The sequence below is a fragment of the Stenotrophomonas sp. GL_111 genome (assembly GCF_057835245.1).
The window spans coordinates 2,042,453-2,059,418 of record NZ_CM174421.1; the positions used below are offsets into that span (position 1 = coordinate 2,042,453).

The following is a 16,966-nucleotide window of genomic DNA, read 5'->3' on the forward strand; positions in this document are numbered from 1 at the left end:
CGCCTCCGCTACCCGATCAGGTGCGGAATTCGCTGGAACAGCAGCGTGGTGTATTCGACCAGGTGGCCGATCAGCAGGCTGCCAAGCGCGAACAACACCGCCGTGAGCGCGGCGGCCTTGGCAACGAAGGCGATGGTGGGTTCGTTGAGCTGGGTGGCTGCCTGCACCACGCCGACCACCACGCCGACGATCAGCACGGTGAGCAGCAGCGGGCCGGCCACCCACAACACCACGATCAGGCCGCCGCGCAGTTCGGTCAAGGCGAGTTCGGGGGTCATGTCACTGCACCGCGTTGAAGCTGGCGGCAAGCGTGCCCACCACCAGTACCCAGCCATCGACCAGCACGAACAGCAGGATCTTGAACGGTGCCGAGACCAGCATCGGCGAGAGCATCATCATGCCCATCGACATCAGTACGCTGGCCACGACCAGGTCGATGATCACGAACGGGATGAAGATCAGGAAGCCGATCTCGAAGGCGGTCTTCAGTTCACTGGTGACGAACGACGCAACCAGCACCGGGAACGGGATGGCATCGGGGCTGGCATAGGTGCCGTGGCCGGCCATACCGGCGAAGGTCATCAGGTCGGTTTCGCGGATCTGCGCCAGCATGAAGGCACGCAATGGCTGGGTGGTCAGTGTCCAGGCGGTCTGGAAATCGATCTCGCCGTTGAGGTACGGCGCCATGCCGCTGCCCCACGCTTTCTGCCAGACCGGCAGCATCACCATCGCGGTAAGGAACAGGGCCAGGCCGAGCAGCACCTGGTTGGACGGCGTCTGCCCGGTGCCCAGTGCCTGACGCAGCAGGCCCAGCACGATGATGATGCGGGTGAAGGCGGTGAGCACCAGCAGCATCGACGGGATCAGGGTGATCGCGGTCATCAGCAGCAGGGTCTGCAGCGGCAGGCTGACCGGCTGGCCGCCGATCTTGCCGACATTCACGTCCGGCAGGGTGGGGCTGCCGGGCAAGCCCGGGGCGGCCATCGCCAGCGCCGGCAGGGCGCACAGCAGCAGGGTCAACAACAGGGGCAGGTAACGGGTCCAGGACGCTCTAGGGCCACGCATGATCAGGTTTCCTTGCGCAGCCGCTGTTGTAGCAGCTGGGCGAAATTCGGCAGGTGTTTGAAGTCCGGCAGCTTGGCCGGCGCAGGGGTGGGCAGCGGTTCGGGCAGGCGGTGCAGGGTGTTGATGCCGCCGGCGGTGACGCCCAGCAGCAGCTGCTCGCCGTTGACCTCGATCACCACCACGCGTTCCTTGGCGCCCACGTTGAGGCTGGCCACCAGGCGCATGCCTTCGGCCGGGCGGAAGCCGCTGCCAGGCATGCGCTTGAGCAGCCAGCCCAGCCCGACGATCAGCGCCAGGACCGCCAGCAGCGCCAGCACCGCACCGAACATGCTCGGTGCGGCGGCGGCATGCTGGCCTACCTTGACGGTGCCGGCGCCGGCGGCGATGAGAGCCGATGCGATCAACGCAGTCTCCGGATCCGTTCGCTCGGGCTGACCACATCGGTCAGGCGCACGCCGAAGCGGTCATTGATCACCACCACTTCGCCGTGGGCGATCAGGGTGCCGTTGACGAACACGTCCAGCGATTCGCCGGCGCCGCGTTCCAGTTCCACCACCGAGCCCTGGTTGAGCTGCAGCAGGTTGCGGATCGGCAGACGTGCGCGGCCGACTTCCAGCGACAGCGTCACCGGCACGTCCAGGATCACGTCCAGGTTCAGCTCGTCGCCGACGGCGGTGTTCTCGGACTGCAGCTGGGTGAACTGCGCCGGTGCCGGTTCGTTGGTTTCGATATCGTTCATTGCGGGTCTTCCTGCAGTACGGGAGCACGCGGGCGGGTGCCCGGGGGATGGGTGGCGGTGATCTTCACCGCGTTGAAACCGTTGGCGACGCCGAACTCACCGGTGAATACCGGAACGTTCTCCACGCACACCGGCACCTGCTTGGGCAGCTCGATCGGCAGCACATCGCCGATTTTCAGCTTGGTCAGCTCGCGCAGGCTCATGCGCTTGGTGGCCAGCACGCTGGACAGGGTGACTTCGGCGATGTTGAGCTGTTCGCGCAGCATCACGCCCCAGCTGGCATCGCGGTCGTTGCGGTCGCTCTGGATGCCGGCGTCGAGCAGCTCGCGGATCGGTTCGAGCATCGAGTAGGGCAGGGTGACGTGGATGTCGCCGCCGCCGCCGTCGAGTTCGACATGCAGCCTGCACACCACAACGTACTCGCGCGGGGTGACGATGTTGGCGAAGTGCGGGTTGATCTCGGAGTTGATGTACTCCAGTTCCACGTCCATCACCGGCGCCCAGGCTTCCTGCAGGTCGGCGAAGGTCTGCTTGAGCAGCAGGTGGATCACCCGCATTTCGGTAGCGGTGAACTCGCGGCCTTCGATGCGCGTCGGGTAGCGCCCGTCACCGCCGAAGAAGTTGTCCACGATGGCGAACACCAGGGTCGGCTCGAACACGATCAGGCCGGTGCCGCGCAGCGGCTTGAAGCGGATCAGGTTGAGGTTGGTGGGCACGTAGAGCGAGTGCATGTAGTCGTTGAACTTGATCAGCTCGATGCCACGCACGGACAGCTCGGCCGAACGCCGGATCAGGTTGAACAGGCCGATCCGCCACAGGCGGGCGAAACGCTCATTGACCATTTCCAGGGTCGGCATGCGTCCGCGGATGATGCGGTCCTGGCTGGCGAAGTCATAGTTGCGCGCCTCGCCGGGCGGGGTGGCGTCATCCTCGGTTTCGACCGCACCCGAATCCACGCCATGCAACAGCGCATCGATCTCGTCCTGGGAAAGCAGGTCATTCATGGTTGGCCCTTACTGGGTGACGAAACTGGTGAAAAGCAGTTCGTCGGCGCCCTTGTTGCCGGTTTCGGCCTTGAGCAGCTTCTGCACTTCGGCCAGCGAGTCGGCCTGCAGGCGTTCCTTGCCGGCGCGGTCGGCGATCTGTGCCGGTTCCACCTGCGAGAACAGCATCAGCAGCTTGGCGCGGATGGCCGGGGCATGCAGCTTGATGGCTTCCAGAGCGGCCGGGTCACGGGTCATCAGCTGCACTTCGACCTGCAGGTAGCGCGGGCCGTCGAAGCTGCTGTTGAGGTTGACCACGAACGGCGGCTCCAACCCGAAGTACTGCGCCGGGGCCGGGACGGCCTTGGTCGCGGTGGACGGCTTGGCCGGTTTGTCGTCGTGCGAGGACTGGGTGAAATACCACACACCGCCACCGGCGGCGCCGGCGGCCAGCACGGCGACCAGGGCGGTGATCAACAACGGACTACGCGGCTTGGCGGCCTTGTCCTTGTCGGCGGATTTCTTGGTTTTGTCGGCGGCTGCGGCCACAGGGGGAAGCTCCATTGGATTGCTTCCTGCCTACATGCAAAGCGTGTGCCTGAATGGCCGCGGCGGCGGTTGCCGGAAAATTGACGGGGTCGAAGCGAAGCGCAGCCACGCATGGCGTGGCTCTACCCGCCAGCCGTCCAGGTAGTGCCACGCCATGCGTGGCAAGCGACCCACAACCCGGGTAGTGCCATGCCATGCATGGCAATCACTTAGGCGTAAGCGTCAACCAGGCCGCGTTGGCGCATCAACTGGGCGGGCGACAGGGTGACGTCGACCAGCGCCGGTTCGCCGTCGTCGCCACCGCGCGCCGCTTGGCCGCCGTTGGCGTTGCCGTCCTGGGCGGTGTGCTGCTGGCCCACATCCGCATTGCCAAGCTGGAAGCCCTGCTCGTTGAGCATTTCACGCAGGCGCGGAATGCTGCTCTCCAGCGCATGCCGCACCTCGGCATGGGCGCTGCTGAAGCTGGCATGGACCTTGTCGCCGTCCATCTGCAGACGCACTTCAATCTGGCCCAGGTCGTGCGGGGTGACCTTGATCACCGCGTGGCCGATCTTCTGGTCGGCCAGCCAGCCGATGCGGGCGCCGATGGCGTCATCGAAATCCTCGCCGCCCACATGCGGGGGGACGGTCGGGCTACCGGTGAGCGCGCTGGTAGCAACACCACTCTTGAGCTCGGCCACCGCATGCAGGGCGTGCAGCAGCGGGGTGGCCGGGGCGTCGCCGCCGTCGTCGTTTGCGGCCGATATGGCCTCGGTGACGGTCTTCAGCAACAGGCTGTCATCGCTGGTCTCGGCGATGTCCTGCGGCAGGGCGATCGGGCCCGGTGCGGCGGCGCCATCGGTGGCCGGCGCGGAGCCTGCCGTGCCAGGCAAGGCGGGCGCGGCGACCGGCGTGGCAGTCGCGGCGGCACCCAGCAGAGGGTCGGTGGCGACCGGCGTAGCGGTGGCCGGCAGCGTCGGGGTGGCGACGGCGGCCTGCGGGTCGAGCCCGCTCAGCGCCAGCCCGGCCAGGCCCAGTGGCGGCCATGGGGCGGCGTCGGTGGGATCGGCCGGTTCGCTGCTGTCGGCTTTGCTGGTCGGGGCGGTGGCTGGCGTGCTGCTTTCGGTACTGGTGTCGCTGCCATCGGCCGGGCTGGTCGGCGCGGCGGACTTGTCGCCCGGCGCATTCTGGCCTGCATCGGGATGGGGCGCGGTGTTGGCCGATGCCGGGGTCTTCGCCGACGGCTTGCGGCTGGGTTCGGCGGTGCTGCCGGCGTCGGCCTTGAGCAGGGCGTCAAAGTCCCGGCGGCTGCCGGAGGCACTGTCAGCGCGTGGGGTGCTGCTGCCGGCGTTGGCCGGGGTCGGCGCGGTGCTGCCGAGCAGGGCGGGGGGCATCACGGGTTGCCTCCGTTGTCGTTGTCTTCCTGGCGGGCCTGGCGGCTGCGGCGCGCGCCAAGGTCATCCATCTCGCGCTGGTCGCGGCGGTCGGTGACGACCTTCTCCTGCGCGCGGTAGCTGGCCGCCAGCTGTTCCAGCACCTGTTTGTCGCGGCTGGCTAGCAGCAGCCGTGCGCGTTCGGCGTCGACCTTTTCGCGGTTGTGGTCCACGGTCTGGCGCTGTTGCGCCACCGCGCTGTCGAGGCGGTCCAGGAAGGCACGCCGGTTCAGCAGCTGGGCCGGGCTGGTGGCCGCCATCTGTGCGTTCGCCATCTGCTCGTTGGAATACTCCTCGGCGTAGCGGCGCAGTTCGTCCAGCCGCGACAGGTGGGTATCCAGTGCACGCTGGCGCTCGGCCAGGTCACGGGCAACCTCATCCTCGTGGTCCTGGGCGCGCTTGAGCAGGGGATCGAATCGCTTGGACTGCATCATGGCTTAAACCTCTGGTTCCACCAGCCGCTTGAGTGCGGCCTGGCTGTGCGGCAGGTCGGCGGCCTTGCCGACGTCCTGGCCGAGGAATTCAACAATGTCCGACCAGCGCTCCAGCGCCTCGTCGGTGGCCGGATCGTTGCCACGCTGGTAGGCGCCGATCGCGATCAGGTCGCGGTTGCTGGAGTACGCCGATACCAGCCGCTTGAGCTTGCGGATGCGCAGCCGCCACGGTTCATCGGCGATTTCCGTGACCACGCGGCTGACCGAGGACTCTACGTCGATGGCCGGGTACAGGCCGCTGTCGGCGACCCGGCGCGAGAGCAGGATGTGGCCGTCCAGGATGGCGCGTGCGGCATCGGCGATCGGGTCCTGCGGATCGTCGCCTTCGGTGAGCACGGTGTAGAAGGCGGTGATCGAACCGCGGCCCTTGGCGCCGTTGCCGGCGCGTTCGACCAGTGCCGGCAGCTTGGCGAACACCGACGGTGGGTAGCCGCGGGTAGTGGGCGGTTCGCCGACGGACAAGCCGATCTCACGCTGGGCCTGGGCGAAACGGGTCAGCGAGTCCATCAGCAGCAACACGTTCAGGCCCTGGTCGCGGAACCATTCGGCAATCGCGGTGGCGCGGTAGGCGCCGTGCAGGCGCGCCAGCGGCGGGCGGTCGGCCGGGCTGGCTACGACCACCGCGCGGCGCAGGCCTTCCTCGCCCAGCGTGCTTTCGACGAAGTCGCGCACTTCTCGGCCACGTTCGCCGATCAGCCCAACCACGATCACATCGGCCGCGGTGTAGCGGGTCATCATGCCGAGCAGGGTGGATTTGCCCACGCCGGAGCCGGCGAACAGGCCGACACGCTGGCCACGGCCGATCGGCAGCAGCGCGTTGATCGCGCGCACACCGACGTCCAGCGGCTGGGTGATCGGCTCACGCGCGAGCGGGTTGATCGACACACCGGCCATGCCGACGGTGCCTTCGGCACGGATCGGGCCCTTGCCATCCAGCGGAATGCCGTCGCTGTCGATGACCCGACCGAGCAGGCCTTCGCCGACTTCCACACCGCCGCGGCCCAGCGCAGGCACCACGCGCGCATTGGGCAGCAGGCCATGCAGTTCGGCGCTGGGCATCAGGTAGGTGCGTTCACCGGCGAAGCCGACCACTTCGGCATCGACCCAGCCGCCGTCGGCCACTTCCACCTTGCAGCTGGCACCCATCGGCGATTCGCAGCCAACCGCTTCCAGAGTCAGGCCGACCGCGCGGCGCAGGACGCCTTCGCGGATCAGGCCACGGCCATGCGCACCGTCGGGCTGGATGCCGTCCAGGCGCGCGGCCAGGCGCAGGTTGCGCGCGGCGGCCCAGTCGGCGGCGGGTGGGGTATGGGTATCGGTGTTCATGCGCCGGCTCCGGACTTGCGCAGCACCGCATCCAGCGCGCCACGCAGGCGGGCTTCCAGGGTACCGTCGATACGCACGGTCTCGGCGTGCACGCGCAGGTCGCCGCGGCTCAGGCTGAGATCGGGGCTCAGGCGCTGGTTCGGCGACAGCTGCAGCAACGGGGCCAGGGCGGCGATGTCATCGGGATGCAGGCGCACCTCGACCTCGCGGTTGGCACCGCCGACCGCATCCACGGCCTCGCCGACCAGCTGTGCGAGCAGGGCCGGGTCGGCCTCGTAGGCACGCCCGACCAGGGTGCCGGCGATGCGCACGGCCAGTTCGCCGAGCGCGGCCACCACTTCGTTCTCCAGCCGCACCAGCGGCCGGCTGAAGTTGTCCAGGATGCCTTCGATCTGCGCGATCAGGCGGCGCACTTCGGCCTGGCCCTGTGCATGGCCCTCGGCATGGCCGTGCTCGAAGCCTTCCTTCTCCGCGTCGTCCTGGATCTGCTGGATCTCTTCCAGGGTGGGCGGCTGCAGCACCGGTTCGGGTTCATGCTCCGGATCGGGTTCGGTGAGCTCGAAGGTGTCGTCCAACGGTGCTTCGGGCACCGCCAGCAGGTCCGGGGCAAGCCAGCGCACGGCGTTGTTCACAGCATGGCCTCCGCGTTGCCGCCGATGGTGACGGTGCCTTCATCGGCCATGCGCTTGACGATCGCCAGGATCTCGCGCTGCGCCACTTCCACATCCGACAGGCGCACCGGGCCACGGGCCTCCATGTCTTCGAGCAGGATCTCGGCGGCACGCTGGGACATGTTGCGGGTGATCTTGTCGCGCACCTTGATGTCGGCACCGCGCAGGGCCAGGCCCAGACGCTCGCCACTGACTTCACGCAGCACCAGCTGCAGCTCGCGGTCGTCGAGGTCGACCAGATCGTCGAACACGAACATCAGGTCCTGGATGCGGCCGCTGAGCGGCGCATCGATGCGCGCGATCTCGCCCAGGATGGCCTGGTCCTGGCCGCTGTCCATGAAGTTGAGGATGTTGGCCGCGCACTGCACGCCGCCGATGTTGGACGACTTCAGGTTCTGGTTGCCTGCGAACTGGCGCTCCATGATTTCATTGAGCTCGTTCAGCGCGTTCGGCGGGATGCCGTCCAGGGTGGCGATGCGCAGCAGCACGTCCACGCGGGTGCGCTCGGGCAGCAGCTTGAGCGCTTCGGCGGCCTGGTCGGTTTCCAGGTGGGCCATCACAATGGCGATGATCTGCGGATGCTCGTTGCGGACCAGGTCGGCCACCGCACGCGGGTCCATCCACTTCAGTGCGTCCAGGCCGGTGGTGTTGCGGCCGAGCAGGATGCGATCGATCAGGCTGCCGGCTTTCTCGCTGCCCAGTGCCTGCACCAGCATGTTGCGGATGTAGTCGTCCGAGCCCACGCCGAGCGAAGTCTTGGAGCCCAGTTCGCTGCTGAACTGGTCCATGACCCGTTCGACCTGGTCGCGGGTGATGTCGGTCATGGTGGCCATGGCGATGCCGATCTTCTGCACTTCCTTGGGTTCCATGTGACGCAGCACTTCGGCCGCGTCCAGTTCGCCCAACGAAAGCAGCAGCACGGCGGCGCGTTGTACGCCGGTCAGTGGCGGGGCGGCATCAATCATTGGCCACCCAGCCCTTGACCACCTGGGCCACGCGCTTGGAGTCGGTCTTTACAGCTTCACGCGCCATGCGCAGTCGTTCCTCGTAGGAGTCCACCGGCAACGCCAGCGTTTCGTGTCCGGCCGCATGCAGGCGCTCGCTGCCCAAGGCGGGCAGGCCTTCGCCATCGTCCACCAGCTGTACATCGGCGCTGTGCGGTTCCAGTGCATCGTCGGTGTTCTTCTTGTTCTGGCCGGTGATCGAGCGCAGCGCCGGGCGCAGCACGCCGAACACCAGCGCCAGCACCACGATCGCACCGAGCAGCAGGCGCAGCCCGTCCTGGACCTGCGGCAGTTCCCACCACTTGGGGCCTTCCACCGGGGTCACTTCACGCACGAACGGGGCATTCATCACCGACACCGTGTCACCACGTTCGGCACTGAAGCCAACGGCCTGCTTGACCAATGCTTCGACGCGGGTCAGTTCGGCTGCCGACAGCGGCTGTTCGGTGGTCTTGCCGTTGGCGCCGGGGCGCGGCACGTTGTCCACCAGTACCGCCACAGACACCCGCTTGATCCGGCCGGCCGGCTGGCGGGTGTGCTGCAGGGTGCGGTCCAGCTCGTAGTTGCGGGTGGCGTTCTTGGAGGTCTCGGTCGGCGCGGCGGCCACCGGCGGCGGTGCGGCGGCGGGGCCGGGCGGGGTATTGCTGGTGGCACCGGGCACGCCCTGCGGGCCGGGGGTGCTGCTGCTGTTCTCGCTCATCTGCTCGCTGCGCAGCTTCTGGGGCTCGCCGTTGTACAGCTCGCGGGCTTCTTCGATCACCGAGAAGTCCATGTCCACGCTGACTTCCGGATTGACGCGGCCGGGGCCGGTCATCGGCTCGAGCAGTTCGCGGATGCGCTGGTTGAACGAGGTTTCCTGGCGGCGCACCTGCTCGAACTGCGCGGCATTCATCGCCGCATCGCTGTTCGGGTCGGACACGCTGAGCATGCGCCCGCTCTGGTCGACCACGGTGACACGCTCGGGGGTGAGGTCAGGAATGCTGGCGGCGACCATGTGCACGATCGCATCGACCTGGCCGCGCTCGAGCTGCTGGCCACCACGCAGTTCCAGCACGACCGAGGCGCTGGCAACATCACGCTGGCGGGTGAACGCGCTGGGCTTGGGAATGGCCAGGTGCACGCGCGAATCGCGGACCGGGCGCAGGGTGTTGATGGTGCGCGACAGTTCGGTTTCCAGCGAGTGCTGGTAGCGGGCGTTTTCGACGAACTGGCTGACGCCGAAGCCGGGGTCGCGCTCCATCAGTTCAAAGCCGAGCCGGCCGCTGTCGGTGAGGCCCGAGCCAGCCAGCTTCAGGCGGGCGTCGTGCAGGTTCTTCTCGGGTACGACGATGCCGCCGGTGGCCGGGTCCAGTTCGAAGGGAATCTGGGCGGTGCGCAGCAGATCGGTGGCCTCGGCCGTGGCCTTCTGGTCCAGCCCGGTGTACAGCGGCACCATGCCGGGCTTCTGCGACCAGAAGAACACGAACAGGCCTGCCGCCACGGCCACGGCGATCATCGCCATCAGTCCGAGCCGACGGGTGATCTGCAGGCTTTGCAGCCGGTCGAACCACTGGCCCGCCTTTTCGGCGTTCAGGGATTCCTTGGTAAGCGACAGGGCCATGCGTTTCTATCCTTACAGCGGCATGTTCATCACGTCCTGATAAGCCTGGACGAGACGGTTACGGACTTCCACGGTGGCGCGGAAGGCGATCTGGGACTGCTGCGAGGCGACCATCACTTTGGCAAGGTCGGCACCGGGCTCACCCAGTTCGAACGCCTTGGCCAACGCGCCGGATTTCTGCTGCGCTTCGTTGACGCCGGCGATGGCGCCGCGCAGGGTTTCGGTGAAGCTCGGGCCCTGGACGTCCTGGGGGGTAACCAGGCCCTGGATGGCATTGCTGCGCGGCAGCTCGGTCAGCGGGCTGGCAGCAGGTTGCCCCATCTGGGTCTGGAAGGAGCGGATCTGGGAAAGGACGGAGGTGACGGAGTGCGACATCTGGAACGTTCCGAAGCTGGGATGGGGTTTCAGGTGAATACGTTGCAAGTGGCGTGCCGAAACCGCTGCATGGTTCAGTTTTGTGGGGATGCGGGCTGGCGGCGGCGTTGTCGCGCGGTAGTGCCCGGTTGCCGACGCGGGTGTCGGATAGCCGACGCCGGAAAACCGGCGATGGCGCTGTTTTTCCTTGTAAGGCCTCGCGGTGCAGGTGACTGGCGCGCGGGCCCTGATGCCCATGCGCGCGAATGTCCCCCAACGCGCGCCTCAGTTCCTGAAGAAGACGGCAGTACCTTGAGGACCTCCATTGTCAGATCAGGCCCGTCCAGCCGCCTGCCCGCGGCTGTTGCCCTTGGCGTGAGACGCCCCCCTGAAAATGGGAGAACAACCCAAAAAAGAACCAGGCAGCACCCGGACTTTCAGATCAACCGGCCAGTTCAGCCTGGTCGCGTTCGATGCCGTACTTGCGTTCGGATGCAGTGGCGCGCGCGCAGGTAGCCATCCTCGTGTAGCCACGCTTTGGAGGCCGCATTTCGCTCTGGCAGCTAGGGCTTCAGCGTCCAACGGCCGCTGTTCTGGCGGTGGGCCGGGGCGATCGGGCCGGACTGCTGCGTGAAGACGAACATCCCTTCACCATTGCTCAGGCAGGTGAGCAGCAGGGTGTATGCGGCGGTACCGCCCGGGAAATCTTCACGCATCTGGATTTCTCCGATATGCGGGGCGTGGCGCCGGTAATGGTAGGTGCCCTGTACGCTGACCGGGGTGCCGAGGATGTCCAGCACGTACTGGCTGGCAGCGAAGTTCACCTGCACCATGCGCCCGGCGTTGGGGTTGTCCGGTCGATAGAGCGGGTCGCTGACGTTGGTGAACTGACGTGCATCGAGTGTGTCCGGCAAGGTGCAGGCCGGAGTTGCCAGGGCGGTGGCTGGAAGCAGGGCCAGGCTGAGCAGAACAGAGGGCAGGTTCATCGGACCACCTCGAACAGGACGGGCCTTTGATGCTAGTCAGCGGGTGGCGCGTGTCTGTAGGAAATGTTGCAATCGGGCTACAGGCCGTTGCCTTGAATGCCCCAACGAAAAAGCCCGGGACATGCCCGGGCTTCAGCGTTGGCACCCTATGGGTAGCGCTCAGCCGGCCAGCTCGGCCTGGTCACGCTCGATGCCGTACTTGCGCAGCTTTTCCACCAGCGTGGTGCGGCGCAGGCCGAGCAGTTGGGCGGCGTGGGCCACCACGCCCTGGGTGCGCTCGAGGGCCTCGTTGATCAGGTTGAGCTCGATGTTGGCCATGTGGTTGCGCAGGTCCAGGCCGGCGTCGGGCAGGGCGGCGGTGCGGGTGACCGGGCCGATGCCGTTTTCCAGCGGGGCGCTGCCGGCCGGGGCCGGGGTGTGGAACGAGAAACTGCGCAGGTCCAGACGTTCGTCGCTGCTCGGCGGTGGCACGACCGGCGCCACGGCGGCAGCTACGGTGAAGTCGCCGCGGTAACGGGCCGGCAGGTCCTGCACGCGCACATTGCCCGAGGGATGCAGCACGGCCAGGCGCTCGACCAGGTTGGTCAGCTCGCGCACGTTGCCCGGCCATTCGTAGCTGGCCAACGCCTGCAGGGCTTCGGCAGTGAAACGCACTTCGCCGCGACCGGTACGGGCCAGCTGGCCGGCGATGGTGGTGACCAGTGCCGGCAGATCTTCGCTGCGCTCACGCAGTGCCGGAACATCGATCGGGAACACGTTGAGGCGATAGAACAGATCCTCGCGGAACTTGCCATCGGCGATGCGCGATTCGAGGTCGCGATGGGTGGCAGCGATCACCCGCACATTGCAGCGGATGGTCTGGTTGCCGCCCACGCGCTCGAAGCTGCGCTCCTGCAGCACGCGCAGCAGCTTGACCTGCATCGGCAGACTCATGTCGCCGATTTCATCGAGCAGCAGAGTGCCGCCTTCGGCCATTTCGAAACGGCCCTTGCGGGCACTCAGCGCGCCGGTGAAGGCGCCTTTTTCGTGACCAAACAGTTCGCTCTCGAGCAGTTCAGCCGGGATCGCGCCGCAGTTGATCGCCACGAACGGCCCATCGCGACGCGGCGAGCGCTGGTGAATCGAACGCGACACGACTTCCTTGCCGGTACCCGATTCGCCCAGCACCAGCACGGTGGTATCGAACGCGGCCACCTGGTCGATCATCAGGCGCAGCGCGCTGACGGCGGCGCCGTCACCGGTGGGGCCCTGTTCCTGCACGGCACCGGCCTGGTGCTCGGCATCGAGCCGCTTGAGGCTGGCCCGGCGCAGCAGCGCTTCCATCTGCGCATGGCGCAGCGGTGCTTCCAGCGGCCAGACATTGGCTTCGTGCAGGCCATGTTGCTGGGCGAAGCGGGTGGCATCACCGTCGATCAGCATCACCGGCGGCGGCAGGGCGCCCTGGCCGGCCCAGGCGAACAGCGCATCGCTGCGCGCGCCGGGTTCCAGGCTGCCGATGATCACGGCCATCCAGTCGGTGGGGCGGTGGCGGGTGGTGTCGATGTCGGCCGCGTCGGAGACCCAGCGCGGGTTGAAGTCCATGAATTCGAGCAGGGCAACAGTGCGCTCGGCACGCACGGCGTCGTTGTCCAGCACCAGAATGCGCGACTCACTCATGATCCATTCCCCTTCAGGCCTTCCAGGATCGGCATGACTTCCTGGATGTACGACAGCTTGCTGACGAAGTTGTCGGCACCGGCACGCAGGGCGTGCTCGCGGTGCTCGGCGTCATCGAAGTGGCTGGCGATGACGATGTACGGCGCGTCGTCCTGCGACTTGATCAGGCGGGTGGCCTGCAGGCCGCCCATCTCCGGCATGGCCAGGTCCATCAGCACCACGCGCGGGCGCAGCGACTCGGAGCGTTCAATCGCTTCCAGGCCATTGGCGGCGCTGCCGATCACGTCCAGCCAGTCCACCTTGCGGAAGTGGCGCATGGCGGCGTTGATGAAGCCTTCGTGGTCGTCGACCAGCAGGACGGTGAGCTTGTTCATGCGTTCCATTTCCTTCAGCCCACCCGGGCCAATAGCGGGGTGCGGGCATTGTGCCTGCGGCGCTCGCGCGCCGGGGCGATATCGAGTTGTTCACGGTACTTGGCAACGGTGCGGCGGGCGATGTTGACGCCCTGGCGCGAGAGCAGGCCGGCAATGGCTTCATCGGCCAGCGGACGGCCGGCCGGTTCGGCATCGATCAGGCGGCGGACCATGGCCTTGACCGCCTGGCCGGAGACGCTGGCGCCTTCCAGTCGCACCGCGAAGAAGTGCTTGAGTTCCAGCGTGCCGCGCGGGGTCTGCAGGTACTTGCCGGTGGTGATGCGCGAGACGGTGGACTCGTGCATGCCGATCGCATCGGCCACTTCCTTCAGGGTCAGCGGTGCCATCGCCTCTTCGCCGCGGGTCAGGAACCCGGCCTGGCGTTCGATGATGACGCGGGTGGTACGCAGCAGGGTGTCATAGCGCATCGACAGCCCACGGGTCAGCCAGCGGGCTTCCTGCAACATGTCGCGCAGGGGCTGGCCAGCTTCGCCTGCCTCGCCAACGGCCTGTTCGTAGCTGGGGTTGATGCTGAGCCGGCGGCTGGTGGCCGGGTTCAACGCGACCTTCCACTGGCCATCGGCGTGCCAGGCGATCACGTCCGGAATCACCGCGGCGTTGTGCTCGGGCAGCAGGCTGTCGCCCGGGCGCGGCTGCAGCGACAGGATCAGCCGCACCGCTTCATGGATGTCGGCCACTTCAGCGTCCAGCTGCCGGGCCAGCGCGAGGTAGTCGTGCGCGGCCAGGCTGGCCAGGCCTTCATCCAGCACGCGCTGGGCCAGGTGCCGTGCCGGCACGCGGCCGGGCAGGGCGCGCAGCTGCACGCTCAGGCATTCGTGCAGGTCCTGGGCGGCCAGGCCGGCCGGGTCACCGTGCAGGATCTGCTGGCGCACCGCTTCCACCCCGGCCGCATCCACGTCGCAGCGGGCGCTGGCCAGCAGCTGCAGCTGCGCCAGCGGCGCTTCCAGGTAACCGGCTTCGTCGCAATGCTCCAGCCAGAAGCTGGCCACGGCCAGCTCGCGCGCATCCAGGTCCAGCGACAGGCGCTGCAGGGCACGCAGCTGCGGGTCGCTGGATTCGTCGGCGGCGATGCGCTGCAGGCGATCGTCGTCGCCGTCGTGCCAGCTGGCCCCGGCCACATCCCACAGGTTGGATTCGGGCAGCTCATCGAAGGCGGCCACTTCCAGCGTGGTGGTGGCGTCGCTGGTGTCGGCGGCGACCGGCTCGGGCGCTTCCTCGATTTCCAGCAGCGGGTTGGTCTCCAGCGCGCGGCGGATTTCCAGCTCCAGCTGCATGCCGTCCAGCTGCAGCAGCCGGATCGACTGCAGCAGTTGTGGCGTGAGGTGCAGTTGCTGACCCAGCTGGGTCGACATCGTCGGTTTCATGCGTGTTCCCCGTCGCGCCGACTCCCCGGCGCGGTATGGAACACATCTTGCTTGTGTTCCCGCGTGGGCGGAATCAGGGGGTTCCTGAGTCGGGTCGTCAAATACCTGACAGTGAGTAGGGGTTTCCCCTACACCAATTCGGTTATTTGACGCCTTGCGCCGCTGGGATCTTGTATTTCCGTGGCCGAGGCGGCGTGATGCTGTTCAAATTCCTGACAGTGCCGCCTTGAGGGTGGCCGGGGTGTCGGGGAATCGGCGCGAAGGCGCGCGCGGTTACTCCAGCTCGTGCTGGTGGCGGGCGGCCAGCAGCAACAGATCATTGGCGCGACGGCAGCCCAGCGATTCCATCATGCGTGCGCGGTGGGTCTCCACGGTCTTGACGCTGATGCCCAGGTCCGCCGCGATTTCCTTGTTGCTTTCGCCCTTGCCGATCTGGCGCAGGATCTCGCGCTGGCGCGGCGACAGGGCGGCAATGCCGACCGGCTTTTCCCTGCCCAGCATCGGCGCCAGCATCTTGGCCGAGATCTGCGGGCTCAGGAACACCTGGCCGGCATGGGCGGCACGCAGCGCCAGCTCCAGCTCCTGCGGGGCGGCATCCTTGACCACGAAGCCGACCGCACCGCGGTCCAGGGCATCGCGCACGTGCACGGCATCGTCGTGCATGGTCATCATCACCACGCGGGTGCCGGGTGCACGCAGCAGGATGTCGCTCAGCGCTTCCAGGCCGGTACGGCCAGGCAGCGAGAGGTCCATCAGGATCACGTCAGGGCTGTGCTGGATGGCCAGTTGCAGCGACTGTTCGGCATTGCTGGCCTCGGCCACGACGTCCACGTCGGCAAAGCCCTGGAGCAGCCGGCTGAGGCCGGCGCGGACCAGGGTGTGATCGTCAACGATGAGAACGCGCACAGGCAGAGTGTGAACAGGCAGCGGGGAGGTCGTCACCTTAACGGAGTGGCGGGCTACCGCCAAGCCGAATGCGTCACAGTCGGGGGCGTATGGAGCCCAATCCGCTCAGCGCAGGCGCCGCGCGTCGGCGATCTGGCGCCGGTGCAGGCGGAATAGATGCCGCTCCAGCGCCATTTCCAGCGCATCGCTCATCGGCTCGAAGCGCAGCCACAGGAACACACTGCCGGCACCGCTGGCCGCTTCGGCCAGTACCGCCACGGGCAGGTCGATATGGTCGGGCAGCCAGTCGCAGGGCTGCAGCCGGATCACGCCCAGGCTGCCGGCGCTGGCACCGCTGCGGGTGCCCAGCTCGAGCCGGATGCCGCGCCGCGACCAGCGCAGCGGGCGCAGGTCCAGGTCCTGGGTGCTCTGCCGGACCAGTCGGCCCAGCAACACCATGGTCAGGTCCAGCTTGGCCTCCAGCCGTTGCAGCTGGGCGGTGGCTTCGCCGCGCTCGTCATGGCCGTCGTCGCCGCGCGAATCCTCCACCAGGGCCACGCTGCGCAGCAGGGTCTCGGCGCTGCCGGGGCGGATCACCGCGCTGCCGAGGCGGAATTCGGCCGGCAACGCGACCTCGCAGCTCAGCGTTTCATCGAACAGCTCGCTCTCGGCCGGGTGATGGATGTCGCTGGTGCGCCGTTCGGTCATGTCAGGGATTCTGCAGTGAGGTAGGCACGGGCGGCGCGGCCGGCGACAACGCCCTGGCGCAGATGCTGGGCGGCGTCGTCGCGCTGGCTCATCATCATCACCATGATGCGCTGCTGGCGGCCTTCCAGCGCGCTCAACCCAGGCACATCGGTGAGCGCCTCGGGCTGTGCCAGCCACGCCTGCTGATGGTCATGCAGCGCGTCCAGGCAGTGCGCGGCATGGTCATGGTCTTCGGCCAGCAACGCGCGTTCGAGCGCGTCGAGGTCGGCATTGAGGGTGTCCAGCGACAGGGCCGCCTCCATCACAAGGCTGCCGCGGTCGGCTGGCGCTGCTCGCGTGGAATCGCGTTCCAGGCGGCGTCGATCTCGCCCAGCAGATCCAGCGACTCCTGCAATGCGGCCGGGTCGTTGTGCAGGTTGGCTTCGGTCAGCCGGTGCATCACGTAGTCGTACAGCGAGGACAGATTGCCGGCGATCTCACCGCCGGCCTCATGGTCCAGCGAGCCGTTGAGGTGGCCCACGATCGCGCAGACTTCGCCGATCGCCTTGCCCTTGCGTGCCTGGTCGCCGCGTTCCAGGCAGGCCTGGGCCAGCCGTACGCGTTCCAGTGCACCCGACAGCAGCAGCGCCACCAGCTTGTGCGGGTCGGCGTCGGTGATCGCGCTCTGCACGCCAACCTGTCGGTACTGCTCGGTGAATTGACGGTTCGAACCGTACATCAATCATGTCTCCTTCAT

At 67.4% G+C, this 16,966-nt stretch carries 21 protein-coding genes; all 21 read right to left on the minus strand.

Going from position 1 to position 16,966, the window contains the following annotated elements:
* Positions 1-8 precede the first annotated feature (8 nt).
* On the minus strand, positions 9-278 hold the full coding sequence (locus AC3IPM_RS09375) for a flagellar biosynthetic protein FliQ (protein ID WP_259202533.1): 270 nt from the start codon (positions 276-278) through the stop codon (positions 9-11).
* A gap of 1 nt (position 279) precedes the next feature.
* Entirely contained in the window at positions 280-1,065 is a 786-nt protein-coding gene (gene fliP / locus AC3IPM_RS09380; protein ID WP_489303748.1) for a flagellar type III secretion system pore protein FliP, read from the minus strand.
* A 2-nt stretch (positions 1,066-1,067) separates the two neighbouring features.
* Positions 1,068-1,469 (minus strand): flagellar biosynthetic protein FliO, encoded by a 402-nt coding sequence (fliO, locus tag AC3IPM_RS09385; RefSeq protein WP_489303750.1) that lies wholly within the window; start codon positions 1,467-1,469, stop codon positions 1,068-1,070.
* Entirely contained in the window at positions 1,466-1,804 is a 339-nt protein-coding gene (gene fliN, locus AC3IPM_RS09390; RefSeq protein WP_489303752.1) for a flagellar motor switch protein FliN, read from the minus strand. Before fliN ends, fliO begins: the two co-directional genes overlap by 4 nt.
* Entirely contained in the window at positions 1,801-2,808 is a 1,008-nt protein-coding gene (fliM, locus tag AC3IPM_RS09395; RefSeq protein ID WP_489303754.1) for a flagellar motor switch protein FliM, read from the minus strand. Before fliM ends, fliN begins: the two co-directional genes overlap by 4 nt.
* 9 nt (positions 2,809-2,817) lie before the next feature.
* The gene (locus AC3IPM_RS09400) at positions 2,818-3,336 is read right to left on the minus strand and encodes a flagellar basal body-associated FliL family protein (protein ID WP_489304070.1); all 519 of its coding nucleotides are present in this window, start codon (positions 3,334-3,336) and stop codon (positions 2,818-2,820) included.
* Positions 3,337-3,545: 209 nt separating this feature from the next.
* The gene (locus tag AC3IPM_RS09405; protein ID WP_489304072.1) at positions 3,546-4,709 is read right to left on the minus strand and encodes a flagellar hook-length control protein FliK; all 1,164 of its coding nucleotides are present in this window, start codon (positions 4,707-4,709) and stop codon (positions 3,546-3,548) included.
* The gene (gene fliJ / locus AC3IPM_RS09410; RefSeq protein ID WP_489303756.1) at positions 4,709-5,182 is read right to left on the minus strand and encodes a flagellar export protein FliJ; all 474 of its coding nucleotides are present in this window, start codon (positions 5,180-5,182) and stop codon (positions 4,709-4,711) included. Before fliJ ends, AC3IPM_RS09405 begins: the two co-directional genes overlap by 1 nt.
* A 3-nt stretch (positions 5,183-5,185) precedes the next feature.
* A complete protein-coding gene (locus tag AC3IPM_RS09415) occupies positions 5,186-6,568 on the minus strand; it encodes a FliI/YscN family ATPase (RefSeq protein WP_489303758.1) in 1,383 nt (460 codons plus the stop codon).
* Positions 6,565-7,200: a FliH/SctL family protein gene (locus AC3IPM_RS09420; RefSeq protein WP_489303760.1), complete on the minus strand. Its 636-nt coding sequence runs from the start codon at positions 7,198-7,200 to the stop codon at positions 6,565-6,567. Before AC3IPM_RS09420 ends, AC3IPM_RS09415 begins: the two co-directional genes overlap by 4 nt.
* Entirely contained in the window at positions 7,197-8,183 is a 987-nt protein-coding gene (gene fliG / locus AC3IPM_RS09425; RefSeq protein ID WP_489304074.1) for a flagellar motor switch protein FliG, read from the minus strand. Before fliG ends, AC3IPM_RS09420 begins: the two co-directional genes overlap by 4 nt.
* Before the next feature lie 13 nt (positions 8,184-8,196).
* Positions 8,197-9,843, minus strand: a complete 1,647-nt coding sequence (gene fliF / locus AC3IPM_RS09430; RefSeq protein ID WP_489303762.1) for a flagellar basal-body MS-ring/collar protein FliF — start codon at positions 9,841-9,843, stop codon at positions 8,197-8,199.
* A 12-nt stretch (positions 9,844-9,855) separates the two neighbouring features.
* Complete coding sequence (fliE, locus tag AC3IPM_RS09435; RefSeq protein ID WP_489304075.1) at positions 9,856-10,218, minus strand: flagellar hook-basal body complex protein FliE; 363 nt, start codon at positions 10,216-10,218, stop codon at positions 9,856-9,858.
* A gap of 542 nt (positions 10,219-10,760) precedes the next feature.
* Positions 10,761-11,183, minus strand: coding sequence for a hypothetical protein (locus AC3IPM_RS09440; RefSeq protein ID WP_489303764.1), 423 nt, complete (start codon positions 11,181-11,183; stop codon positions 10,761-10,763).
* A gap of 159 nt (positions 11,184-11,342) precedes the next feature.
* A complete protein-coding gene (locus AC3IPM_RS09445) occupies positions 11,343-12,839 on the minus strand; it encodes a sigma-54 dependent transcriptional regulator (protein WP_489303766.1) in 1,497 nt (498 codons plus the stop codon).
* Positions 12,836-13,213 (minus strand): response regulator, encoded by a 378-nt coding sequence (locus AC3IPM_RS09450; RefSeq protein WP_489303768.1) that lies wholly within the window; start codon positions 13,211-13,213, stop codon positions 12,836-12,838. Before AC3IPM_RS09450 ends, AC3IPM_RS09445 begins: the two co-directional genes overlap by 4 nt.
* 14 nt (positions 13,214-13,227) lie before the next feature.
* A complete protein-coding gene (gene rpoN, locus AC3IPM_RS09455) occupies positions 13,228-14,637 on the minus strand; it encodes an RNA polymerase factor sigma-54 (protein WP_489303770.1) in 1,410 nt (469 codons plus the stop codon).
* Between the two features lie 273 nt (positions 14,638-14,910).
* Positions 14,911-15,543 carry a response regulator gene (locus tag AC3IPM_RS09460; protein WP_489303772.1) on the minus strand — a complete coding sequence of 211 codons (633 nt, stop codon included), beginning with the start codon at positions 15,541-15,543 and terminating at the stop codon, positions 14,911-14,913.
* A 105-nt stretch (positions 15,544-15,648) separates the two neighbouring features.
* Positions 15,649-16,230 (minus strand): PilZ domain-containing protein, encoded by a 582-nt coding sequence (locus tag AC3IPM_RS09465; protein WP_489303774.1) that lies wholly within the window; start codon positions 16,228-16,230, stop codon positions 15,649-15,651.
* Entirely contained in the window at positions 16,227-16,532 is a 306-nt protein-coding gene (locus AC3IPM_RS09470) for a hypothetical protein (protein WP_489303776.1), read from the minus strand. Before AC3IPM_RS09470 ends, AC3IPM_RS09465 begins: the two co-directional genes overlap by 4 nt.
* Positions 16,532-16,948 (minus strand): flagellar export chaperone FliS, encoded by a 417-nt coding sequence (fliS, locus tag AC3IPM_RS09475; protein WP_489303778.1) that lies wholly within the window; start codon positions 16,946-16,948, stop codon positions 16,532-16,534. The genes AC3IPM_RS09470 and fliS overlap by 1 nt, the downstream gene beginning before the upstream one ends.
* Positions 16,949-16,966 lie beyond the last annotated feature (18 nt).